This window comes from Acinetobacter sp. ANC 3813 (assembly GCF_002135435.1).
In the GTDB taxonomy this organism is placed as follows: domain Bacteria; phylum Pseudomonadota; class Gammaproteobacteria; order Pseudomonadales; family Moraxellaceae; genus Acinetobacter.
This window is the reverse complement of record NZ_NEGK01000005.1, coordinates 207,494-230,537: the sequence shown is the minus strand read 5'-3', so window position 1 is coordinate 230,537 and position 23,044 is coordinate 207,494. Positions and strand designations below refer to the sequence as shown.

Genomic DNA, 23,044 nt, shown 5'->3' with positions numbered 1-23,044 from the left:
GTTAATACACCAAGGGTTAATTCAGCAAAATTCAAATGACCTTGCAGTTTTAAATGGATGGATTTGCTAAGCATTTTGTTCAAACCTTATTCATGTTTTATTTCTGGCTTTGACTAAAAATAAAATAGGGCTGTACCAGTATTTGCATGAAAATCGTGTCAATATGATGCTCATGTTTTGAACATGAGCAACTCATCATATCCGTTTAAGCTTTCGGCATGTTATCAGACGGTCACCAATAGGAATGCTATGACAACCTGTCAAATTGATTGTCATTTAACTTACAAAATTATTCAGCCCACTGAAATTATTTTTTTGATTCATGCAGCGTACAGTCCGAATCAAACCATTTTAGCTGAACAGTTGTGTATTACCTCTTCTGCGGCTTGGCATGAATTTCAGGACCCTGTGCATCACAACCGCCATATTCGATTACACACAGCGCCTTGTGAGTTTTTTGAAGTGCATTATCAGGCCACGGTTGAACGCCATGATATAGCCATACACCTGCAATCCTGCGGTGAAGTGGCCATTCGAGATATTCCTGATGCGGTATTGCCTTATCTTTTGGCCAGCCGGTATTGTAATTCTGACCAGTTAGAAAATATGGCAATGCGCTCTTTTGCATGGATAGAAGCGGGCTATGCGCGGGTTAAAGCGATTGAACAGTGGATTTTTAATAATATTGCCTATATTTCGGGAAGTTCAAATCAATTCACTACGGCAACCGATACCTTAATTCAGCGTGCAGGCGTATGTCGGGATTTTGCGCATTTAGGGATCGCCTTATGCCGCGCGCTGGGAATTCCTGCACGCATTGTGGTGGGCTACGTCAAGATCGAAAATTTTAACCCCGACTTTCATGCTGTATTTGAAGCATATTTGGAGGGCGGCTGGAGGGTATTTGATCCGACTCGCTTGGCGCCCACCGAAAACCTGATCCGTATCGCAACCGGTGTTGATGCTGGAGGTGTGGCATTCGCAACCTTTTATGGAGACTTGGAATTGCTGCAGATTGAACCGAGGATTAGTTATCAAAGTGCGTAGGCCTGAGGCTTAGAGCTGAAAAATGCAGCTTAAACGCCAGTGCATTGCTTTTAGAGATCAGCGGGAAATAGATGTGTGCTCTGATCTCAGCTTTGATCCGTGGAAATGGCGGGCAATCTGTCTAACTATATTCTTTATGCTTAAAACATATAAAATAAATATACCTTATAAAATGCTTCAATCTATAATTGCAGCAGCTCTCAAAACAACAAATCAGGTAAACCGTGTTTAATGTCAAAGCTGACTGGCTCTACAAGCTTAAACCCAACTTTAAAGTACTGCCGCTCAAGGAGCGCTTGCTCTGCGGCTTAGGCGCATTTATTGGTTTAACCTTGTCTTCCTTTATTAGCTGGCTGGCTTTGGGAGATCTCAACGCTTGGTATATTGCTCCAATGGGCGCGTCATCAGTACTGCTATTTGCTGTACCTGCCAGTCCTTTGGCTCAGCCGTGGAATATGGTGGTGGGCAATAGTGTAGCAGGGGTGATTGGCGTGACTTGCGCACTGTTTATTCCAAATTTGACAGAAGCATTCAGTGTTGCCGTGGCGCTGGCCATTATCCTGATGATGACTACAGACTCATTGCATCCGCCCAGTGGAGCAGTGGCGATTACTGCCGTTTTAGGCGGGCCTGCGGTACGTGATTTGGGCTACTTCTTTGTTCTCTATCCCGTTATGCTGAACTCGTTATTACTCATGTTTGCCGCAATTGCATATAACCGCGCTATGGGTAAAACCTATCCGCAAAAAGCACAGCTGAACAGCCGCAGTGCAGAGCCAACACCCACGCAAAAAGTCACGATTCAGCCTGCAGATATTCAGCATGCGCTCGCACAGCAAACTCAGCTGTTGGATATTAGCCAATACGATCTGCAAAAGATTATTTTGGATGCGCAGGTGCTGGCCAATGCCCGTGCGGTCAATACATTCAGCTGCCGTGACATTATGACGCAGCATGTAATTTCGCTGCGTGCAGAAGATGACATTCAGTCTGCGCTGGAAAAATTTAAGCAGGTCAATTTAATGAGTCTGCCTGTGGTCACAGACTTAGAGCGTTTGGTGGGCACTCTGGCGCTGTCTGATGTGGTGGAGTGGTTTAAACGCGCTGCAGATCCGAAAGCGTCATGGGAAGAGCATGTCTATCAAATTATGGATCATCAAGTGGTGACGGTGCAGCCAGATCATCCCATTCAAGATTTAGTGCCTTATTTTGTCGAACGCTCTTTTAATTATATTCCTGTCGTCGAACAGCAGCGTTTGATTGGTATGATTAGCCGTGCAGATATGATTGCGGCGCTCAATCAGCAGCTGATTCAAATGCAAAGCGGACAAAAACTGTAGGCAAAAAAAAAGCTGCAGTATTTTGGGGAAGTACTGCAGCGACCAAAATAGGTCTAAGGGATAGTCAGATCCAATTAACTTAAGGGATCATCATTTACAGTGCGCACAGGGTTTTTATACCCCGCCATGTTCATCTGCGCTGGATTTTGCTTTGGCATGACCAGCCATAGAATGAGATAAACCAAAATCCCTGGAAATGCCGCGCTCATGCAAGAAATGATCACAAAAATAACGCGCAGCAAGGTCACATTCCAACCAAAACGTTCAGCAATACCGCCCATTACACCCGCAATCATATTCGAGCGGTTAGAGCGGTATAAACCAACATTGGCCATTTAAGTCTCCTTAAAATCAAAATAGGGCAGAGTCAAAATATTTGCCTCTTGAAAATAAAATGGTGATGCATCCCGCCTTTTAAAGGGTGAAATGCCAAAAAAAAGTAAAAATATGTAAAGCCAGATTAAAAATGCAGGCAGAGCTTATTAAAATGCTGTCCGCAGCAGCGCTGCATGTTTTTAAAGATAATAATGAGATATAGGAATATGTTTTATGAATAGCGGTATATAACAGATAATATCGCTGTTTAAACAATCAAGATACAGTTCTTTGGCGGTCAAAGACCTAAGCGGTAACGGTAAATGATGGATTATGCTGTAAAAAAGAATTTTATGGACGCTATAAATTGGGTTGCGCTGTGTGCAGGCGGGCTGCTTGCAGGCTGCAGTCAGCCGCCCGAATCAGCGGAGGCTCAAAAAGCCCCAGCATCAGACGCGGCATCGGCGGCCAAAGTCAGTGAGGCGCCTGTTTCAGAAGCGGCTGTGCATGGCCAGCGTTTAACTGAAGTTGCAGGACAGGCGACTTTGGCGACACAGCAGCTGAACTTAGACAACCCACTTCCAGAACAAGCCAAAGTATATGCCGGCCGTTACCATGCCAGCATTCCCTGTGATGACGGTTTTATTCCTTGCAAGGAAGGAACGGCGGAATTTATTTTAAATTTATTGCCAGATGGCACGGTGCACCGCAGCATCATTCATTACGGAAAAATTTTTGCAGACAAGCCAGTCACGCAAGAGGGCAATACCACCTATAGAAAAGATATGTGGTCGCTGGATGAAGCCAATCATGAAATTATTGTGCATAGAAAAGAAGGCGTGATTTTCTATTACCATATTCAGGGTAAAAATCATTTGGTGATGGACGTGGCGCGTATTAGTAATGATACGGTTGGCGCAAATAAAGAGATGTTTAAAAATGGCTATCCAAAGCCGGCCAAAGCGTATGTGCTGACTCGCGCTGAAGATGAAAAACTGAAAAATAAATAAAAATTAAAAAACAAATAGTTAGAGCGAGGTGATTGGAAGAAAGCCATTTTGCAGGACTATTTAAAAGCTTAAATTAAGAGATTAAATTATAACCATCCAATAAATTTGGTGGGTTGTGTGGGGTTCGAACCCACGACCAATAGATTAAGAGTCTACTGCTCTACCAGCTGAGCTAACAACCCTGAGAAAATTTAAAAATAACATTTTAAAATTTTTGCAAGACAAGCGAAGCGCGTAGTTTTGAATACGAGGGAATATTTGTCATCTAAATTTTTTCAGGTCAAATACTTAATCTAGCAAGACAAGAATAATATTTCGCAACATTGGTATAGCAAACAACGAGAATGGCGAATCAAAACCAGAGGGTATTGGCTTGTCTTGGTCGGAACTTGCAGGTTTCATCTTCTTCGCATGCTGGAAGAAAGAAGCCCTAAGAAAGAATGGTGGGTCGTCCGCGACTCGAACGCGGGACCAATAGATTAAAAGTCTACTGCTCTACCAACTGAGCTAACGACCCTTAGGGGGTATTTCTAAATTGTATTCTAAAACTGGCGCTTTAGAAAGATGGTGGGTCGTCCGCGACTCGAACGCGGGACCAATAGATTAAAAGTCTACTGCTCTACCAACTGAGCTAACGACCCATCAAGGATATCAGAGAAAATGGTGGGTCGTCCGCGACTCGAACGCGGGACCAATAGATTAAAAGTCTACTGCTCTACCAACTGAGCTAACGACCCATCTCTCTTGATGGAGCGTATTGTAGCAAGATCTCATTTTAGCGCAAGTAAAAAAACATAAACTTGCTTTTGTTTGATTATAAATACAACAAAATTGCCTGTCTTATTGATAAAACAGGCAATTGTTCAGCTTAGAAACGGTATTGATAGGCTTGAATGCTGGCATAAATATCCGCTGTCAGATCACAATAAGCATCTGTGCTTGGCAGTAAGATCAAAATGCGCTCATCCGTTTTGCTTGGATCAAAGGCCTGTTCTTTTAGCTTATTCTTTTGGTATTTAAAGGTACCTGTGGTTTCGACTTTTTTCTGAACGCGCAGGAATACAGGCACTGCATATGCAGGCAAGTTCTTTTTAAATTCGGCAGCCATCTGTTTGCAGTCTGCCTCATTCAGCATTTCATGATCGCCCAGAGTAATGGCAGCCATGCCTGCGCGGCCATTGGTATTTGGGATTTCTACGCCGTATACCACTGCTTCAGCAATTTTACTGTATTCACTGACGATGTTTTCGACTTCGGTGGTCGATACGTTTTCACCTTTCCAGCGGAAAGTATCGCCTAAACGGTCAACAAACTGCGCATGGCGGAAACCAATGTCACGTACCAAATCGCCCGTATTGAAGTATGAATCACCTTTTTTAAACATGTCTTTGATGATGACGGATTTGTTTTTTTCTGCATCGGTATAGCCGTCAAATGGTGAGCGGCGGGTAATTTTACCGACCAGCAAGCCGACTTCGCCTTTTTTCACTTTAATGCACCAGCCTTTTTTATCGCGGACAGGTTCATTTTTGTCTTTATCAAACTGAATGATGGCAAATGGCGTTGGAGAGAAGCCTACGGTATTGTCAAAGTTGAAGACATTGCTGAAACCGACATTGCCTTCGCTCGATGCATACAGCTCAAGGACTTCTTCTACGCCAAAGCGTTCTTTGAATTTGTCCCAAATATTCGGGCGCATGCCGTTGCCGATCATCTTTGTCACACGGTGGCCTTTTTCTAAAGGCGACGCTGGCGCATCCATTAAATAGCGGCACAGTTCGCCGACATAGCCAATGGCGGAAGCATCAAACTTCTGCACATCTTTCCAGAAAGAGGATGTAGAAAATTTGCGGCGCAGCGCTAAGGTTGAAGCGCCTGCAATCACGCCGCACCAGCACACCACAGTACCTGTCGCGTGATACAGCGGCAAAGTCACGTACATTACGTCTTTTTCATTTAAATTCAGCACGTGGCCATATGTACCATAAGCCAGCGTCCAGCGGCTGTTGGTAAAAATCACGGCTTTGGGTAAGCCGGTGGTGCCTGAAGTGTAAATATAAAACAGCCCGTCTTTACCCTTTACGCTTTGTGTAGTTGCAGGGTTGAACGAAGGGAAATCTTGAATGAGCTTCGCTAAGTTGCCAAAGCCTTGCGGTGCATTGCCAGCATCTTGGCGGGTGGCTTGGTCTGCAAACCAATGAAAGCGCTCGGCAGGTAAATTTAAATCATTGCGGATTTCATCTACAGCTGCACGGCATTCCTCTCCAGCAATCAGCGCAATAGGTTTAACAAGATTCACACTGTGCACCAGCACTTTGCCGGTTTGGGCGGTATTGACCAGCGCTGCAGTCACGCCAATCTTGGCCAAAGCCACAATGGTGGCGACCAGCTCGGCGCGGTTCTCAATGATGACTGCAATGACATCGCCTTTTTGCGCGCCAATAGACAGGTAATAATGCGCTATTTGGTTGGCCCATGCATTAAGCTGGTTATAGGTGTATTTCTGGTCTTCAAACAGCAGGGCGTTGCCATTTGGATTGCGGTGCACGGCTCTTTCAAAAGCGATGCCTAAGCCTGCAGAGGTATTTGGGGTGCGTAAATAGGCTTGTTTAAGACCACTTAACAGGTTTGGCACTTTACTGATAAATCCAGGCAGTTTCGCTGCAACATCAGCAATTCCAATGAGGTCGTGTTGTTTAGTTTGACTCATGATAATCCTATTTATTTTTCGCCGTCCAATGCGGTGTCTTTCTGTGCAAAAAAATTGCATTGATTGCATACTGGTTTTTAATCGTTTCGTTCTAGTGCAATCAACCTAATCTGACAAAAGTATCAAAAAAAATCCAGTCACCGAAATGACTGGATTTTTTTAATCACATGCAATTGAGCGAATTATGACTCAGATGCAGTGTTGGTTTTTTTCGGCGGACGGCCGCGCGGACGGCGCGGGCGGGCAGGTTTATCACCTTCAGCTTTGGCCTGCTCTGCAGAATCTTCTTCAGAATTTTCCGTATTTTCAGGTGTTTGAGCTTCAGTTGCAGTTTCTGTAGCTTCCGCAGCCACTTCTGGCTGCTCTGCTTCCACAGTTGCTGCAGGCTGTTCTGCTTCTACAGGCAATTCTGCTTGTACAGGGGCAGTGACTTCAGTTTGAACTGTAGGTTCATTTTCCTGTACAGGTGTTGCTGCAATAGTTTCAGCAGCGGTTTCTGCTGGAACTTCTGTTTTAGGCTCTTCAGCATGTGCTTTCTTCGCCTGTTCCAACGCTTGTTTTGCTAAACGGCGGCGTTCACGCGGGTCATTGGCAACACGGCTTTCTGACACAGGTTTTGGCGGCGTTAAGTCTAAGACTGGCGCAGGTTCTGCTTGAGGCGCCGCTTTCGCAATTTCAACATCACGAGTGACTGGCTTTTTCTCTACAGGCGCTTCAGCTGCAGGAGCAATTAAAGTGGCTGCATATTCTTCCGTGAATTTTTGCAATGCACGGTTGAATGTTGGAATTAAGCCAAATTGCTCAATCAGTACAGAGCAGTCTTCGCCATACACATGCTTAATCAAGCTGCTTACTGTGTATTGACCCAGCGTTGGCACTTGAGACGGTGCAACTTTTGGCGCTGCAGTTTGTTGAGCTTGCGCTGCACGCTGCTGGCGGCGGCGCTGGCGCGGATCATTGCTGGCGCGCTTCACTGACTCTTGAGGCTTCTGCTCTTCCTGTTTTTGAACAGGGGTTGCTGCAGGCGCTTTCGCTTCCTGAGCTGCTGGTGCATGAGCTTTAGCAGGTTTTTCAGTTTTCACTGGCGCTGCTGCAGGCTGTGGCTGTGCTTCAGATGCCAAGGCAATGATTTCACTTTGCGCTTGATCAACGTTAACAACCAAAGCAGTCGGCATGATCTCTTGACGCGGCGCGTCAATCGTTTCAACTTTCGGCTGGCGTGACGGTGCAGCTTGTGCAGCAGGAGCTTCTTGCGGTGCAGTAGCCTGTTCATTCAATACGCTTTGATCGCGGTGGCGATTTGGGCGGTTTGGACGCTGGCTGTTGCGGTCGCGACGCGGTACAGCATTTTGCTGCTGTTCGTTGTTCTGAACATCTTGCTGCTGCGGCTCATTGCTGTGCTGGCGGCGTGAATTGCGTTTATTGTCACGCGCTTCTTGGCGCTGTTCTTGGCGTGATACCTGAACAACTTCCTCATGCACTTGGCTTACATTGTCTTGAGGCGCTTGTTCACGCGGCTCTTTGTGCTTATTGCGCTGCGGCTTTTTGTTGCCGTTATTTTGGCGAGGCGCTTTTTCGTCTTTTTCTGCAGGTTTATCTGCATCACGGCTGTCTGCTTTTTGCGCAACAGTAGACGGCGTCAAATAAGCATTGTTTGCAGGAGCAATCGCAGCAGGCGCTGGCGCTGCTGAAACTTGACCCATTTGACCGCGGCTGACTGCACCGCCATTCACCATTTGTTCAATGGCTGCAGCTGCGTTGTTTGCAGTGCGTGATTGGTCAACAGTTGCTGCCTGTTTTTGAACAAACAGATTTTCTAGCCATGCGCATGGGCTTGCCGAAGCTTGCGCAGGCGCAGCTTGAACGGCTTGCTGCTGAGGCGCTGCTGCCGCTGTATGCTTATTGTTGTTGTGCTTTCTCTGGCCTTTATCTTGAGGCTGAGCAGGGGCTTGAGCCGGCTGATCACCTTCTAAATGCCATTCAGCAGATTCATAGCCCAGTTCTTTTTCGCTAGAGCGTGTTGCTTCTGTACGCTCGTAACTTGTTGGCGCAAAGCCTTCTGGATTGTACGAAATTTCGTAATGCGGTGTTTCTAAATGCGGGTGAGGCAATACAGTCACACGCACATTAGAGGTTTGCTCAAGGTAAACCAAGCTGTGGCGCTTTTCATTCAATAAGAATGCGGCGATTTCGACCGGCACTTCAACTTGAACTTCGCCATGACGCTCACGAAGTGCAATCTCTTCTACTTTACGCATAATGGAAAGTGATAAAGAACGCAGGTCGCGAACCATGCCTGTGCCATGACAGCGCGGGCAAACATAGCCAGTCGCTTCTTCAAGAGAAGGGCGTAAGCGCTGACGGCTCATTTCCATTAACCCAAAGCGTGACAGCTGGCCAAATTGAATGCGCGCGCGGTCGCTTTGAGTCGCTTCACGAAGTTTCGCTTCAACCATGCGCTGATTGCGGTCTTTGGTCATGTCGATAAAGTCGATCACAACCAAGCCGCCGATGTCGCGTAAACGCAATTGGCGGGCAATTTCTTCTGCTGCTTCCAGGTTGGTATTGAGCGCTGTTTCTTCAACGTCATGACCGCGGGTAGATTTTGCAGAGTTGATGTCGATGGACACCAAAGCTTCAGTTTGGTCGATCACGATCGATCCGCCAGAAGGAAGTTTAACTTCACGTTCGTAAGCAGTTTGAATTTGGCTTTCGACACCGAAATGAGCAAACAAAGGCTCATTTAAAGTATAGGTTTTCAGCTTGTCAATTTGACGCGGCATTACAGCTTTAACAAAGTTATACGCTTCGTTATACGCCTGCTCTGAGTCAATCAGGATTTCAGCAACATCGTCACGCAGGTAGTCGCGGATTGCGCGCGTCACTACGCCAGCTTCTTGATGCACCAGCATAGGAGATGGGCCAGAGCTTGCAGTGCTTTGGATTTGTCCCCAAAGGTCCAGCAAGTGCTGCAGATCCAGCTGAAGCTCTTCTTGAGAACGGCCGATGCCTGCAGTGCGGACAATCACGCTCATGCCGCGAGGCACGCTTAAAGATGCCAGCATTTCTTTCAGCTCGTCACGAACTGAACCTGAAATCTGACGGCTGATGCCGCCGCCTTTCGGGTTATTTGGCATTAAAACTAAATAACGGCCAGCCAGCGAGATAAATGTAGATAAAGCCGCACCTTTATTGCCGCGTTCTTCTTTTTCCACTTGAACCAAAAGCTCAGTGCCTTCAGTGATCAATTCACGGATATTGGAAGTTTGGCGAGGATCGGCTTTGAAATATGAATTGGCAATTTCCCGCATAGACAGGAAGCCTTGACGGCCAGCGCCATATTCTACAAAGACAGCTTCTAATGAAGGCTCTACGCGAGTCACGTGGCCTTTATAGATATTCGATTTTTTTTGTTCACGGGTACGATTCTCTAAGTCGAAATCGTAAAGACGCTGACCAGTGACAAGTGCAACGCGAATTTCTTCGGCATGTGTTGCATTAATCAACATACGTTTCATGGGTGTAACACCTAATAGTGATACACAGCAAAGCATCGCTATACACGCAGCAGACATCAGACATCATGGATCAACTGCTCAGACTGCAAAAACATATTGTGTTCTGAGCTTTTACCGGCCTTTTTTGATGGGCTTCGGTTTGTGATTCACGTATTGATGATGGCAATACGGCTTCAATCTTTAAACGATTAAAGTCACCTGAGCCATTCACTGGCGGACAAGCGGTGCATTGGATGTGAGTAACTTTCACTGTCACATTGCTCGAAGATCATCTCTTCATATGTAATGAAGATGTCTTGATACGGAATTATCATCGTACCTTTGCAAACTGTGCAGATCCAATGCATCAAGCGCTGTAGCCTGAATGCGGCATCAGGGTGCGACTAATCTGATGTGTATCAGTTTACGTTTAAAAGCCAAGCAAGTTGGCATCATATTTTTTTGGGGCAAGCTGCTTTTGCATCTTATTAGATGCAATTAAACGCAACAGCTTGCAGTTTTGCCGATATAATAAGCCTTCGGCGTCGGCATAATTCTTTGGGGACCTTCCCGTTTAATGTGAGTGCTATAGCGTTTGGCTGTATTCAGAAAATCTGAAACTAACCTACTTTTACTCACTTACGATGGTTTCCGTGCGCTGACTATATCAAACCTTGCATCATCTGCCTATGGGCTAAGCTTATGTTTCTTGTGTAAAGCATAGCCTAAATGATCAGTTTTTAATCAATTTCGGTATTTTTTTAGGTCACAGTAACTGTATGAATTCTACACAGCAATGGCAAAGCGTCACTTGGTTTGAAGTGGATGAGCATCAAGCCGGTCAGCGTATTGATAATTTCCTGTTTAGCCGTTTAAAAGGTGTGCCAAAAAGCCGCATTTACCGTTTAATCCGTGAAAGCCAAGTGCGCGTGAATAAAAAGCGTGTAAAAGCGGAAACCAAATTGAATATTGGCGACCAAGTCCGTGTAGCGCCAATCCGCTACGAACAAAAAGAAGAGGCGCCTGTATCTGATAAAGTGGCGCAGAGCCTACTTAGCCGTGTGGTCTATGAAGATGAAGGCCTGATGGTGGTGAATAAGCCGTCTGGCATTGCTGTGCATGGCGGCAGCGGTGTGGCCTATGGCCTGATTGAAGGCTTGCGCGCTGCAACGGGCAAAAAATACCTAGAGCTGATTCACCGTATTGACCGTGATACTTCCGGCTTGGTGATGATCTCGAAAAAACGCAGCGTGCTGAAAAGCCTGCAGGACATGCTGCGTGAGCATAAAATTCAAAAAACCTATGCGGCTGTCGTTAAAGGTCAAGTCAGCTTGGATAAGCAGCTGATTGATCAGCCTTTGCTGCGCTATGAGCTGGCCAATGGCGAACGCCGCGTTCGAGTGTCTAAAGACGGAAAAGAATCTCGAACGCAGTGGAATGTACAGGAGCGCTTTATGCACGCTACGTTGGTGTATGCTTCGCCGCTGTCAGGACGTACGCATCAGATCCGTGTGCATGGCCTCAGCATTGGCCATCCGCTGGTGGGCGATGATAAATATGGCCACGAAACGGATTATAAAGGCCCGAAACCGCGCCGCCTGTGCCTGCATGCTATGCGTTTGGAAATTCCAGGTTATGCAGTGATCGAAGCGCCATTGCCGGAAGACATGCAAAGTCTGGTCGCGCAGCTGCGTGCGCAAAAAGCGGATAAGCCGGCTGTTCAGGATTCTGAAGATTAAGTTCTAAATTAACAGCAGATTACCTGTCCCTAACCCTCTCCTGAAAGGAGAGGGGATAGTATGTCTTTAAAGCCGAATAAAATATTGGAATGACCTATGAACAACCCTGTAGAACTCATCATATTTGACTGGGACGGAACACTTTATAATTCCGTGGGGCAAATTGTTGCGAGTTTACAGTTTGCTGCAGGGCGGTTTAATCAGCCTTTAAGCTATGACGATGCCAAAGGCAGTATTGGTTTGGGGCTGCCTGAAGTTGCGCAGCGTTTATTTCCACAGGTGCCTGAACTGCATCGTGAAATTTTACAATGCTATGCAGATCATTATGTGGCAAATTCAGCTGAGGATGCGTGGTTTGACGGTGTGGCGGACATGCTGTCTTCGCTGGCGGACGCAGGTTTGAAACTGGCAGTGGCGACAGGAAAAAGCCGTAAAGGGCTGGATCGAGTGCTTCAGCAGACGCAGAGCCAAAATCTATTTATTGCGACACGCGCAGCCAGTGAAACCCGTTCTAAACCTGATCCACTCATGCTGGCTGAAATTTTAGCGGAAACTTCGATCCATGCTGAGCGGGCCATTATGGTGGGTGATACCTCGTATGACTTGGAAATGGCGCAGAATATTGCCATGCCGCGGGTAGGTGTGAGTTATGGCGTACATAGTGTAACGACGCTTAATCATTTTCAGCCCTTATATATTGCGGATACTGTCAGTGCGCTGCAGGATTTTTTATTGCAGCAGGCTGTTTTACGTCAAGCGGTTTAAGAAAAAGCAATGTGTAAAGCTGTTTTAAGCTGCTAAGGCGGCTTAAAGTCCGCGCTTTAAACAGGTCGAAAAACTTGAAATATTTATACTGAAATGATCAAAATTAAAATAAATGTAAAAAATTGAACATAGATGTAAAATCATATATTGTATTTTAAAACAGCAAACGCTCTAATCTTTTAGTCGTAGGGCAGCGGTTTTTTGCAGGGAATGCAATTTAGTGTGAAAGGTTTTATTTGGCTGTTTTGAATGAATGATTTCTAGGTGGCTGTTTTTATAAAATAAAACCAAGCTAATTTATAGGAATTAGCTATTGCCCTAAATAAAATAAGTATTGGCATTCAGGCCCTAAAATCCCGATTCTAAACCCGTTTATACATATACGCGCCCGCCTGCAGCATCTATTGATTCCGCGTGATTTAATGGAAAAAACGTCTTCTGTTTAGAACGTTTTTTAGGCAGCATGGGCAGTATAAATCCATTTTTTGCAGTTTAAGGAAACATTGATGTCGAATTCTGCTGTTGTTGAATCAGTTGCGCAGGCTTTACGCAACGCTGAATTATCTAAAACTGCGGTTGCGCCAATCCGTCCAGAGTTAGGCGGCGAAAACGCTGATGTGGATATCGCTTATGCGGTGCAAGAAGTAAATACTGCGCGTGCATTGAAAGAAGGCCGCCGTTTAACAGGCCGTAAAATTGGTTTAACGTCGATTGCGGTACAAAAGCAATTGGGCGTAGATTCACCTGACTTCGGCATGCTGTTTGCAGATATGGCATATGGCGACGGTGAAGCAATTCCTGCCGGCCTATTGATTCAGCCTAAAGTTGAAGCGGAAATCGCGCTGATCATTAATAAAGATTTAACGCAAGAAAAACACACTTATGCAGACATTATCAGCGCAACAGAATACGCGCTGCCTGCTGTTGAAGTTGTGGATAGCCGTATCGCAAATTGGAAAATCAGCCTGATTGACACTGTAGCGGATAATGCATCTTCTGCAGCATATGTGTTGGGTTCGCGTCCAGTAAAACTTGAAAACCTTGACCTTGTAAATTGCAAAATGACCATGACCCGTGCGGGTGAAGTGGTTTCTCAAGGTGTAGGCAAAGCGTGCTTGGCCAATCCATTGAATGCAGCTGTTTGGCTGGCGGATGAAATGGTGCGCCGCGGCCGTCCTTTGCTTGCTGGCGACATTATTTTAACTGGCGCATTAGGCCCAATGGTTGTAGCAAACCCAGGCGATGAATTCGTTGTTGAAATTGAAGGTTTTGGTTCTGTAACAGCTGCTTTCGCTGCTGAATAAGACCCAGCCTGATCAGAATTTTTAGAGAGTACGTTAATGAAAAAGATTAAATGTGCAATGATCGGTCCAGGTAATATTGGTACTGATTTGCTTTACAAACTTCAACGCAGCGAATGGTTAGAGCCAGTTTGGATGGTGGGTATTGACCCGACTTCTGAAGGTCTTGCCCGCGCTGCTAAAATGGGTTTGAAAACAACTGCAGAAGGCGTTGACGGTTTACTTCCTCACGTGATTGCAGATGACATCAAAATTGCATTTGATGCAACTTCAGCTTATGTACATGCTGAAAACAGCCGCAAGCTGAACGAGCTTGGCGTGTTAATGATTGACTTAACACCAGCGGCTATTGGTCCATTCTGCGTACCGCCTGTAAACCTTGAAGCATTGCTTACTGCTGGCGAAGTGCCAAACGTAAACATGGTGACATGTGGCGGTCAGGCAACGATTCCTATGGTTGCTGCAGTTTCTCGCGTTCAGCCTGTTGAATACGGTGAAATCATTGCAACGGTATCGACTAAATCTGTAGGTCCGGGCACGCGTAAGAACATTGACGAATTCACGCGTACAACTGCGGGTGCAATTGAGAAAGTGGGCGGCGCGAAACAAGGTAAAGCAATCATCATTATCAATCCGGCTGAGCCGCCATTGATGATGCGTGATACTGTTCACTGCCTGGTTGAAGGTGAGCCGGATCAAGCCGCGATTACAGAATCTGTGCACGCGATGATTAAAGAAGTTCAAAAATATGTACCGGGCTACAAGCTTGTAAACGGTCCTGTTTTTGATGGTAACCGTGTGTCTATCTACCTAGAAGTAGAAGGTTTAGGTGATTTCCTGCCGAAATACGCAGGCAACCTTGACATTATGACTGCAGCAGCTGCGCGTACCGCAGAAATGTTTGCAGAACACGTTTTTGCAAAAGCTGAAGCTTAAGGAGCAGCCACATGTCTAAGATTATTGTTCATGATATGACTTTGCGTGATGGTATGCACCCACAGCGCCATCAAACCACTGTTGAGCAAATGATTGCCATTTCAACAGCACTTGATGATGCAGGCGTACCTTTAATCGAAGTGACTCACGGTGACGGCCTTGGCGGTTCATCTGTAAACTACGGTTTTGCTGCCGCAACTGACGAAGAATACTTGTCTGCTGTTGTGCCGCGCATGAAAAATGCAAAAATTTCTGCATTGCTTTTGCCTGGTATCGGTACGGTTGACCATTTGAAAATGGCGCATGAAATTGGTGTTTCTACCATTCGTGTTGCAACGCACTGTACAGAAGCGGATTGTTCAGAACAGCATATTACTGCTGCGCGTAAATTAGAAATGGACACTGTTGGTTTCTTGATGCTTGCGCACATGGCAACGCCTGAAAAATTGCTTGAAGAAGCAAACAAGATGGTGTCTTACGGTGCAAACTGTATCTATGTCACAGACTCTGCTGGCTATATGCTTCCTCAAGATGTACTTGACCGTGTAGGTCACTTACGTCAGCACTTGGATTCAAGCATTGAACTAGGTTTCCACGGCCACCACAACTTAGGCATGGGTGTTTCTAACACTGTTGCTGCCGTTCAAGCAGGTGCGGTACGTGTTGACTTAGCATCTGCTGGTTTGGGTGCTGGTGCTGGTAATACACCGCTTGAGTTGTTCATTGCAGTTGCAAACCGCATGCAAATGGACACAGGCGTTGACTTGTTTAAAGTACAAGATATTGCTGAAGACCTTGTTATTCCAATGATGCACAACCCGATCCGTGCCGATCGTGATGCTGCAACACTTGGTTATGCAGGTGTTTACTCTTCATTCTTGTTGTTTGCTAAACGTGCTGAAGCGAAATATGGCGTTTCTGCTCGTGAAATTCTGATGGAATTGGGCCGCCGCGGTACAGTTGGCGGTCAGGAAGACATGATTGAAGACTTGGCATTGACCATGTCTAAAGCGAAAGAAGCAAATGCTTAATTTAATTTAAGTATCTGTTTAGAAGAAAGCGTCCGAAAGGGCGCTTTTTTTATGGCTGTGGAGCGGCGTAAAATATGTTCCAAAGGCTTAATTTATAAGAGGTTAGGGGCTTTTTGTGAAAGTTTTGCTGAGTTTTTAGCTCTCTGCGCTATTTTATTTATAGTTATCAGATATGGTATGATATCCAATATATATTAATATATTCAAAAGCTTAGCTTGAGAAAAGAGCCACTTAAACATAAAAGCGATCAGTATTTTCCGTTTGTCGGTAATTGGATTATTATTTTTAAATAAATAGTTTAAAAACAATGTTTTATGGTTTTGTTGATCGCTTGTTGATGTGATTTGCTTAGTGCTGAAAGTTATTAAGAAAAATTTAAGATTTTGTTCAAAGTTCCAAAAAAACTGATTAAGTACAGATCAGTTAATACTGTTGTCGGATTTATCAAAAAAGCATAGTTCAGCATGATGAGTCCATAGCTTAATCTGATCATTAGGAATTCAGCCATGCGTCGTCAAAATTTATGGATAGCGATTCTTGCTTCGACAGCAACTTTAGGGACAACTGCATCTTATGCAGCGTTTATTGACGATAGTCAGGTTCAACTGAAACTTAGAAACTTTTACTTAGACCGTCAAATTGAAGAGACTCCAAGTAAAAACTGGGGTTCATGGTCACAAGGCATTACGCTGGATGCGAAATCTGGCTATGCAGATATTGGCGGCGGCATTCAAGTTGGCGCAGACCTTTTGGTGCAGCATGCATTCAAATTGAATGGCCGTGACAAAAATCCTGATTTTATCTTGCCGCATGACGGTAAAGAGTCGAAGGACAACTTTGGTAAAGTGGGTGCGACTTTAAAAGCTAAAGTTTCACAAACTGAATTGAAGGTAGGTGAGTTGTTACCTGTATCTCCAGTTTTGGTCTTTGATCCATCACGCCAGCTGATGACCACTTACAGCGGTGCATGGCTAGAGTCGAAAGATCTAAAAGATACCAAACTGACCTTGGCTTATATTGACGGCATTAACAACCGTTATGACAATCAGTTCCGTGATTTAACGAAATTCGCTCCGCCTGCCTACGACAACGGCAAAACATCTGACGGTATGTATATCGCAGGTGTGGATCACCAGTTTACGCCTGAAGTTGGCGGCAGCTACTGGTATGCCGATGTGCAAGATATCTATCAGCAGCATTATGTGGGCGCAAGCTACAAAACCAAACTGGGTGAAAAAGCCAAATTAGACAGCTTTGTGCGTTACTTTGACAACTCAGAGTCTGGTGACAAGCTGTATGGCAAAATTGATAACCAAGCGCTGTCTGTAGGCGCGAAAGTAAATTATGGCGCGCATACTGTTGGTTTGGGCTATCAGCAAATGTTTGGCGACAGCGCATTCCCGACATTGGGCGGCTGGGTGCCACAGCCATACCTCGTGAACTGGGGTGTAGCGACATTTACCAATCCAGATGAAAAATCATGGGGCTTTACGTATGGCTATGATTTCTCTGAACTGGGCGCGAAAGGCTTGAATGCAACTGCTGTGTACTTCACAGGTTCAGATGCTAAATTTGCTGGTAAAACCAATCAGGGTTCAGATGAATTGAATTTGATCGTCAACTATACGGTTCCAGAAGGCAAGCTAAAAGGCTTGGGCTTCCAGGCGATGTATATCGATGCAAACTTCGACTACAAGTCGGATCTGGAAGAGTACCGTGTAGCAACGACCTATACCTATAAGTTCTAAGTTTTAATCCTTATTCTTAAGTAAACACTCCAGAGCAGCCTCAAACGGCTGCTCTTTTGCTTTTGGATTATTTAAATTTGAAATACCTGATGGAAAATAGGGAAATAAGTTTGGCTAAAGATAAATAAAACAATGAGTTAAATTATATATAAATTGTTGTATATGATCGTAAATATGTATCAGTTATCGGCGCGATAGCGGTTAATATGAAGATGTATAAAAGTCTAAAATCTTAATCCACTTGGCGTTTCAATCTGCACAATAGATGGTAACGCGCAGGCGCTTACGCTGTACGAGGAGTATGTATGAGCACAGTTCAAATCCCTGACTACACAACGGATTCATTCTTCGGCTTAGAAGATAAATGGATTGAAACAGCTGAAGGTGAGTTAACTCACTATCACGAAATTGGTGAAGGAACGCCTATCCTATTTTTGCATGGTTCTGGTACAGGTGTATCTGCTGCTGCAAACTGGTGGTTGAACTTGCCGCAAATTGGCGAGCAAGCGCGCTGTATCGCAATTGATACGATTGGTTATGGCCAATCTGTTGTTGCACCAGGTACTGCTTACGGTATCCGTGCTTGGGTTGACCATGCAGTACGTACACTTGATGCTCTTGGTATCGAAAAAACTTGGTTAGTGGGTAACTCTTTGGGTGGCTGGTTGGCCTTCCAAATGGCGATTGATTATCCAGAACGTATTTTAGGTATCGTTTCTATGGGTACAGGTGGTGCGGTTCAAACTGCAGCACTTAAAGCGCATGCAAACCCAGTTTTGACAGTAGAAGGGATTAAGAAAACTTTATCTATGTTTGTAGTGAACAAAGACTTGATCACTGATGAACTGGTAAAAGTACGCTTTGACTCAGCTGCAAATGACTATGCATCTGACCGTTTGATGGACGTTGTTGGCGCGCGTGACCGTGACCGCTTCGAATTCCCATTAGACTTCGATAAAATGAAAGATATTACCGTGCCTGTGCTTCTTATTCACGGTACGCAAGACGTGGTAATTCCAGTTTCACGTACTTGGGACATTCTGAACATTGTTCCAAATGCTGATGCGCACATTTTCAGCCAATGCGGCCATTGGTCTCAAGTTGAAAAATCTGACGAATTCAACACAGTAATCAAAAACTATTTAGCGGTACATGGCGTTAAATAATTCAGATTGCGGATGAAAAAAGGATGGCTTAAAGCCATCTTTTTTTTGTTTTGATGGGGCATATCTAAATAAAGCCGGCAGCGACATTAATGCTGATGGCTAAAATTGTGGTGTTGAAGCCATAAGCCAGCAGTATGTGCAAGATATTCAGTGTGCGCATAGCGCGGCTGGTAATGGAGACATCAGCTGTTTGTGCTGACGTGCCAATCACATAGCTGAAATACAAAAAATCAGGATAGGTGGGCTGAGGTGTTTTGGGAAATTCCAGTCCGCCTTCTTTAGATTCTTCGACAGCCAAATAAAAGTCATGCGCATAATGTATGGCAAAAACTGTGTGCATAAACAGCCACGCGCAGAGTATGGTTAAAAATGACAGCGCCAAATGCGCAAAGCGCAGGTGTGGATTGTGCTGCGGCAGATTGACCTCAACCACAATCGCGATAAAGCACATCACTAAAGTAATGAAGACTAAAAAGAGAATAAGCCATTTACTGGCATCCTGCTGCTGCGCGCGTTCTAAAATATGGCTGTGGTCGGCCCGCCAAAGGCGTAGCATGGTGAAAATCAGGTAACAGGAAACAGCGGCATTCCAGCTGATGAGCAGGCATGTCGACCAAGGCCACGCGCTGAAGCTGCGCAGGGCGCTATATAAAATAAGCGTAGCGGCAAATGAAATAAAAAAATATGGGCGGTATTGCAAGCCAGCTTTTATGCGGGAAAATGGCTGAAAATTCATCAGAACTCCCTGTATTTTTTGTATATTGCGCCAATCAATAATGTGTAGGCTTTAAGCCATAATTTAAGCTGAATGGCATGGGCTTATTAGACTTAAGTTGTAATTTTAATGAAAAACAAAAAATATTATGAGTCGCTAAATGAAAATTTATAAGTTATTTCCCATTAAGCCATCTTCACTTATAGATAAATTGTGTAAGACTTAAGTCGAGTATGGCGATAAAAAACACAAATCAGGCGAAAAAAAAGCGCCATTATTTTTTAAGTAAATAATGGCGCTGATTTTTATGCAGGCTTTGCGCAGGAATTTAGTCCTGATCGCGTGCAATATTTAGGTAAAAGACTTTGGTCAGTAGCTCCATAAACTTTTGCACGGCGGTTGATGTGCTGTTTTTACGGTAGCTGACATACAAGTCTAAATAGGGCAATTCAATATCCAGCGGGCGGATGACTGTATTGCTCATGGTTAAAGGCGCAATATAGCCTGGCAGAATGGTGCAGCCTAAGCCCATGCCGATGGAGTTGATATTGAATAGAATATTGTCCGCTTTTTGCACAATATTGAACTCAATATTATTGGCCTTGGCAAAGTCCAGAATCGTGTTGTGCAGCGTCATAGACTGTTCAGCTGCTGGAATAATGAAGTCAATTCCATTCAGCGCTTTCACAGGAATGCGCTCATGCTTTGCCAAAGGATGATCTTTCGGCAGCAGGAAAATCAGCGGTTCACGCAGCACAAATTGGCTTTCAATTTCTTCATTATGGAAATTGTGGCGGGTAAAAGTGACGTCCAGTTCGCCTTTTTTCAGCAGTTTCATTTGCTCAACGTTGTTCAGGCTCAGCAATTCAATCTTTAAGTCAGGATTCTGCACCCGCAGATTTGGCAGTACATACGGGAAAATTTTCATTTCCGCCACGGGTACAAAGCCGATGCGCAGCATCTGCTGTTTGGCCTGAGACACCTGACGCGCCATAGCAACGGCTTTGTCCGCTTGCGCTAAAGTTAAACGGGCTTGTTCTAGAAAGACGGCGCCTTCTTCGGTCAGTTCTACTTTGCGCTTTGTGCGGTGAAGCAGTTTAACCCCAACATCTTCTTCCAAGTCTTTAATTTGCTGACTGAGAGAGGGTTGAGCGGTATACAGTTTAAGCGCAGCTTTACTGAAATTGAGTTCTTCAGCAACAGTAATGAAGTAGCGTAAGTGTCGTAATTCCATATATTCAGCCTAGGAGTAATCCAAAAAATGTCTTACTATGGGTTTGCAGCAGTATAATCTATAAACAACTATGGCGTGAAGATGATTTTGATATTTAGAAAATAAATGGTCCTAAGCCTTGCATTGGTGTTTTAATATAAATTATAGCTATGCTAATAAGTTCTCAAAACTATTAATTAAAACAAAAAAAATATTTCCCCAAAACCCGCCAAAAACTCATCATCGTTGAAAGTTGAATCTATTTGTTTGTGACCCCACGGTTGTCGCAGGAGAACTTTCATGAGTGGAAAAATTGATGTGCGCGAAATCGACGTTTTAGTCGATGCACAAAATGGACGTATCACGCCATCTATCTATACCGACCCGGACCTTTACGAGCTTGAGCTTGAGCGTGTCTTCGGCCGTACTTGGCTGTTCCTTTGCCATGAAAGTCAAATTCCTAAGGCAGGCGATTTCTTCAATACCTACATGGGTGAAGATCCGATTATTGTGGCGCGTCAAAAAGACGGCTCAATCAAAGCATTCTTAAACCAATGCCGTCACCGCTCTATGCGTGTGAGCTTTGCTGACTGCGGTAATACACGCGCATTCACTTGCCCATACCACGGCTGGTCTTACGGTATTGACGGTTCATTAAAAGACATCCCGCTTGAAGACCGTGCTTTCCCGCATGGCGCTTGCAAAGAGCAATGGGGCCTTGTGGAAGTGAACCGTGTTAAATCTTATAAAGGTTTAATCTTCGGCTGTTGGGATGAATCTACTCCAGATCTAGAAGAATACATGGGCGACATCGCTTGGTATTTAGATGGCGTAGTTGACCGTCGTCCAGGCGGCACAGAAATCATCGGCGGCGTGCATAAGTGGGAAATCGAGTGTAACTGGAAATTTGCAGCTGAACAGTTTGCATCTGACCAATACCACGCATTGTTCTCGCATGCTTCTGCGATCCAAGTATTGGGCGCAAAACCAGATGACGAAGGCTCTAAAAAATTAGGCGCAGCGCAAACTGCCCGCCCAGTATGGGAAACGGCTAAAGACGCGATCCAATACGGTTCACGGGGCCATGGTTCAGGTTTCTTCTTTACAGAAAAACCAGATGCGAACGTATGGGTTGACGGCGAAGTTGCAAACTACTTCCGTGAAACTTACGAAGAAGTAAAAGAGCGTTTAGGCGAAGTTCGCGCTTTACGTCTTGCTGGCCACAACACGATGTTCCCAACCATGTCATGGTTGAACGGTACAGCAACACTTCGTGTATGGCACCCGCGCGGTCCAAACAAAACTGAAGTTTGGGCATTCTGTATTGCAGATGCTGAAGCGTCTCAAGAAGTGAAAGAAGCATTTGAGCGCTCTGCGACTCGTGCATTCGGTCCAGCTGGTTTCCTAGAGCAAGATGACTCTGAGAACTGGATTGAGATCCAAAAAGTTCTACGTGGTTACAAAGCGCGTAAAAATCCACTCATTATGGAAATGGGTAAAGGCAACGAGAAAGTGCGTGAAGACGGCATTCCAGGCATTACCAATTACATTTTCTCTGAAACTGCAGCGCGCGGCATGTACCGCCGCTGGGCAGATTTATTGATCCATGAAAAATGGGAAGACGTGGAAAAAGCAGCTGATGAATATGAGAAGGAGCTTATGAAATGAGTCAGATCAGTTTAGAACTTCATCATCAAATTAGTCAGTTTCTCTATCGTGAAGCAAAATTGCTTGACGATTGGAAGTTCCGCGATTGGTTAGATACGTTGGCGGAAGATATCTCTTATACGCTGCGTACAACACCAAACGCTCAAACGCGTGACCGCCGCCGTTCAGTTGAACCGCCTACAACTTGGGTGTTCAACGATACGAAAGATCTTTTAGAGCGCCGTGTTGCCCGCCTTGAAACAGGTATGGCATGGGCGGAAGAGCCTCCGTCTCGTACAACGCACATGGTTTCAAATGTGATTGTTGAAGCGTCGGAAGTGGAAGGCGAGTATGACGTTTATGTCACTTACCTGCTGTACCGTACTCAAAAAGAGAAAGATGTCACTATCTATTGCGGCAAGCGTCACGACAAACTCCGTAAAGTCGACTCTGAGCTGGGTTTCCAGATCTTTAACCGTAAGATCATCCTAGACCAAGTGACTTATAACTCACACAACCTGAGCGTGTTCTTCTAATGAATAAGATTTTTGTTTGCCAAGTTGAAGATTTAGACGAAGGCGAAGCATTGAAAGTGGACTGCGGCGTAAACGGCATCGAAGCGCTTGCAGTATTCAACAACGGCGGTGAGTTCTTTGCAATGAATGACCGCTGCTCACACGGCAACGCGTCTATGTCTGAAGGCTATCTTGAAGACGACGGCACAGTAGAATGCCCATTGCATTCAGCGCGTTTCTGTTTGAAAACTGGCGAAGCGCTTTGCTTGCCAGCAACTGATCCAATTAAAACTTTCCCAGTGATTGTGGAAGATGGTCAGTTATTTGTTGAGATGGCAGGAGAGTAAT

General features: G+C 45.0%; 18 protein-coding genes and 4 tRNA genes. 13 read left to right on the top strand and 9 right to left on the bottom strand.

The features are described from left to right. Positions 1-249 precede the first annotated feature (249 nt). On the top strand, positions 250-1,047 hold the full coding sequence (locus tag B9T34_RS09860; protein ID WP_086212982.1) for a transglutaminase-like domain-containing protein: 798 nt from the start codon (positions 250-252) through the stop codon (positions 1,045-1,047). Between the two features lie 224 nt (positions 1,048-1,271). After that, positions 1,272-2,387: an HPP family protein gene (locus B9T34_RS09850; RefSeq protein WP_086212980.1), complete on the top strand. Its 1,116-nt coding sequence runs from the start codon at positions 1,272-1,274 to the stop codon at positions 2,385-2,387. Between the two features lie 74 nt (positions 2,388-2,461). On the opposite strand, the gene B9T34_RS09845 is transcribed toward B9T34_RS09850, so the two are convergent. Continuing rightward, positions 2,462-2,722 carry a PspC domain-containing protein gene (locus tag B9T34_RS09845; protein ID WP_086212979.1) on the bottom strand — a complete coding sequence of 87 codons (261 nt, stop codon included), beginning with the start codon at positions 2,720-2,722 and terminating at the stop codon, positions 2,462-2,464. 333 nt (positions 2,723-3,055) lie between these two features. Here B9T34_RS09845 and B9T34_RS09840 point away from each other — a divergent pair, with 333 nt between their 5' ends. Beyond that, positions 3,056-3,712, top strand: a complete 657-nt coding sequence (locus B9T34_RS09840; protein WP_228147436.1) for a hypothetical protein — start codon at positions 3,056-3,058, stop codon at positions 3,710-3,712. Positions 3,713-3,818: 106 nt separating this feature from the next. On the opposite strand, the gene B9T34_RS09835 is transcribed toward B9T34_RS09840, so the two are convergent. From B9T34_RS09835 to B9T34_RS09810, 6 genes are all read right to left on the bottom strand, one after another. After that, positions 3,819-3,894, bottom strand: a tRNA-Lys gene (locus tag B9T34_RS09835). A gap of 259 nt (positions 3,895-4,153) precedes the next feature. Further along, positions 4,154-4,229, bottom strand: a tRNA-Lys gene (locus B9T34_RS09830). A gap of 48 nt (positions 4,230-4,277) precedes the next feature. Beyond that, positions 4,278-4,353, bottom strand: a tRNA-Lys gene (locus B9T34_RS09825). A gap of 20 nt (positions 4,354-4,373) precedes the next feature. Beyond that, positions 4,374-4,449: transfer RNA gene (locus B9T34_RS09820), tRNA-Lys, on the bottom strand. 131 nt (positions 4,450-4,580) lie between these two features. Further along, positions 4,581-6,422 (bottom strand): long-chain-acyl-CoA synthetase, encoded by a 1,842-nt coding sequence (locus tag B9T34_RS09815; RefSeq protein ID WP_086212977.1) that lies wholly within the window; start codon positions 6,420-6,422, stop codon positions 4,581-4,583. Positions 6,423-6,604: 182 nt separating this feature from the next. Then, positions 6,605-9,940: an Rne/Rng family ribonuclease gene (locus B9T34_RS09810; RefSeq protein ID WP_086212976.1), complete on the bottom strand. Its 3,336-nt coding sequence runs from the start codon at positions 9,938-9,940 to the stop codon at positions 6,605-6,607. Between the two features lie 758 nt (positions 9,941-10,698). Here B9T34_RS09810 and B9T34_RS09800 point away from each other — a divergent pair. From B9T34_RS09800 to B9T34_RS09770, 7 genes are all read left to right on the top strand, one after another. Further along, entirely contained in the window at positions 10,699-11,658 is a 960-nt protein-coding gene (locus B9T34_RS09800) for an RluA family pseudouridine synthase (protein WP_086212975.1), read from the top strand. A gap of 96 nt (positions 11,659-11,754) precedes the next feature. Continuing rightward, a complete protein-coding gene (locus B9T34_RS09795) occupies positions 11,755-12,423 on the top strand; it encodes an HAD-IA family hydrolase (protein WP_086212974.1) in 669 nt (222 codons plus the stop codon). A 506-nt stretch (positions 12,424-12,929) separates the two neighbouring features. Further along, entirely contained in the window at positions 12,930-13,727 is a 798-nt protein-coding gene (locus tag B9T34_RS09790; protein WP_086212973.1) for a fumarylacetoacetate hydrolase family protein, read from the top strand. 36 nt (positions 13,728-13,763) lie between these two features. Further along, complete coding sequence (locus tag B9T34_RS09785; RefSeq protein ID WP_086212972.1) at positions 13,764-14,660, top strand: acetaldehyde dehydrogenase (acetylating); 897 nt, start codon at positions 13,764-13,766, stop codon at positions 14,658-14,660. 11 nt (positions 14,661-14,671) lie between these two features. Next, positions 14,672-15,691 carry a 4-hydroxy-2-oxovalerate aldolase gene (gene dmpG / locus B9T34_RS09780; protein WP_086212971.1) on the top strand — a complete coding sequence of 340 codons (1,020 nt, stop codon included), beginning with the start codon at positions 14,672-14,674 and terminating at the stop codon, positions 15,689-15,691. 507 nt (positions 15,692-16,198) lie between these two features. After that, a complete protein-coding gene (locus tag B9T34_RS09775; protein ID WP_086212970.1) occupies positions 16,199-17,440 on the top strand; it encodes an OprD family outer membrane porin in 1,242 nt (413 codons plus the stop codon). A gap of 305 nt (positions 17,441-17,745) precedes the next feature. After that, the gene (locus B9T34_RS09770) at positions 17,746-18,606 is read left to right on the top strand and encodes an alpha/beta fold hydrolase (protein ID WP_086212969.1); all 861 of its coding nucleotides are present in this window, start codon (positions 17,746-17,748) and stop codon (positions 18,604-18,606) included. 64 nt (positions 18,607-18,670) lie between these two features. On the opposite strand, the gene B9T34_RS09765 is transcribed toward B9T34_RS09770, so the two are convergent. Beyond that, on the bottom strand, positions 18,671-19,342 hold the full coding sequence (locus B9T34_RS09765; RefSeq protein WP_086212968.1) for a DUF1345 domain-containing protein: 672 nt from the start codon (positions 19,340-19,342) through the stop codon (positions 18,671-18,673). A 307-nt stretch (positions 19,343-19,649) separates the two neighbouring features. Continuing rightward, positions 19,650-20,555: a DNA-binding transcriptional regulator HcaR gene (hcaR, locus tag B9T34_RS09760; protein WP_086212967.1), complete on the bottom strand. Its 906-nt coding sequence runs from the start codon at positions 20,553-20,555 to the stop codon at positions 19,650-19,652. Positions 20,556-20,834: 279 nt separating this feature from the next. Here hcaR and hcaE point away from each other — a divergent pair, with 279 nt between their 5' ends. The 3 genes from hcaE to hcaC are packed head-to-tail and all read left to right on the top strand — an operon-like array spanning position 20,835 to position 23,043. Beyond that, positions 20,835-22,202 (top strand): 3-phenylpropionate/cinnamic acid dioxygenase subunit alpha, encoded by a 1,368-nt coding sequence (gene hcaE, locus B9T34_RS09755; RefSeq protein ID WP_086212966.1) that lies wholly within the window; start codon positions 20,835-20,837, stop codon positions 22,200-22,202. Beyond that, positions 22,199-22,717, top strand: coding sequence for a 3-phenylpropionate/cinnamic acid dioxygenase subunit beta (hcaF, locus tag B9T34_RS09750; protein ID WP_086212965.1), 519 nt, complete (start codon positions 22,199-22,201; stop codon positions 22,715-22,717). Before hcaE ends, hcaF begins: the two co-directional genes overlap by 4 nt. Next, on the top strand, positions 22,717-23,043 hold the full coding sequence (gene hcaC / locus B9T34_RS09745) for a 3-phenylpropionate/cinnamic acid dioxygenase ferredoxin subunit (RefSeq protein ID WP_086212964.1): 327 nt from the start codon (positions 22,717-22,719) through the stop codon (positions 23,041-23,043). The genes hcaF and hcaC overlap by 1 nt, the downstream gene beginning before the upstream one ends. The last annotated feature ends 1 nt before the right edge of the window (position 23,044 follow it).

Excerpts from the sequence above, each read along its gene's own strand:
- B9T34_RS09860 (WP_086212982.1), top strand. The coding sequence starts at position 250 with ATGACAACCTGTCAAATTGATTGTCATTTAACTTACAAAATTATTCAG.
- B9T34_RS09845 (WP_086212979.1), bottom strand. The coding sequence starts at position 2,722 with ATGGCCAATGTTGGTTTATACCGCTCTAACCGCTCGAATATGATTGCG.
- B9T34_RS09840 (WP_228147436.1), top strand. The coding sequence starts at position 3,056 with ATGGACGCTATAAATTGGGTTGCGCTGTGTGCAGGCGGGCTGCTTGCA.
- B9T34_RS09815 (WP_086212977.1), bottom strand. The coding sequence starts at position 6,422 with ATGAGTCAAACTAAACAACACGACCTCATTGGAATTGCTGATGTTGCA.
- B9T34_RS09810 (WP_086212976.1), bottom strand. The coding sequence starts at position 9,940 with ATGAAACGTATGTTGATTAATGCAACACATGCCGAAGAAATTCGCGTT.
- B9T34_RS09800 (WP_086212975.1), top strand. The coding sequence starts at position 10,699 with ATGAATTCTACACAGCAATGGCAAAGCGTCACTTGGTTTGAAGTGGAT.
- B9T34_RS09795 (WP_086212974.1), top strand. The coding sequence starts at position 11,755 with ATGAACAACCCTGTAGAACTCATCATATTTGACTGGGACGGAACACTT.
- B9T34_RS09790 (WP_086212973.1), top strand. The coding sequence starts at position 12,930 with ATGTCGAATTCTGCTGTTGTTGAATCAGTTGCGCAGGCTTTACGCAAC.
- B9T34_RS09785 (WP_086212972.1), top strand. The coding sequence starts at position 13,764 with ATGAAAAAGATTAAATGTGCAATGATCGGTCCAGGTAATATTGGTACT.
- dmpG (WP_086212971.1), top strand. The coding sequence starts at position 14,672 with ATGTCTAAGATTATTGTTCATGATATGACTTTGCGTGATGGTATGCAC.
- B9T34_RS09775 (WP_086212970.1), top strand. The coding sequence starts at position 16,199 with ATGCGTCGTCAAAATTTATGGATAGCGATTCTTGCTTCGACAGCAACT.
- B9T34_RS09770 (WP_086212969.1), top strand. The coding sequence starts at position 17,746 with ATGAGCACAGTTCAAATCCCTGACTACACAACGGATTCATTCTTCGGC.
- B9T34_RS09765 (WP_086212968.1), bottom strand. The coding sequence starts at position 19,342 with ATGAATTTTCAGCCATTTTCCCGCATAAAAGCTGGCTTGCAATACCGC.
- hcaR (WP_086212967.1), bottom strand. The coding sequence starts at position 20,555 with ATGGAATTACGACACTTACGCTACTTCATTACTGTTGCTGAAGAACTC.
- hcaE (WP_086212966.1), top strand. The coding sequence starts at position 20,835 with ATGAGTGGAAAAATTGATGTGCGCGAAATCGACGTTTTAGTCGATGCA.
- hcaF (WP_086212965.1), top strand. The coding sequence starts at position 22,199 with ATGAGTCAGATCAGTTTAGAACTTCATCATCAAATTAGTCAGTTTCTC.
- hcaC (WP_086212964.1), top strand. The coding sequence starts at position 22,717 with ATGAATAAGATTTTTGTTTGCCAAGTTGAAGATTTAGACGAAGGCGAA.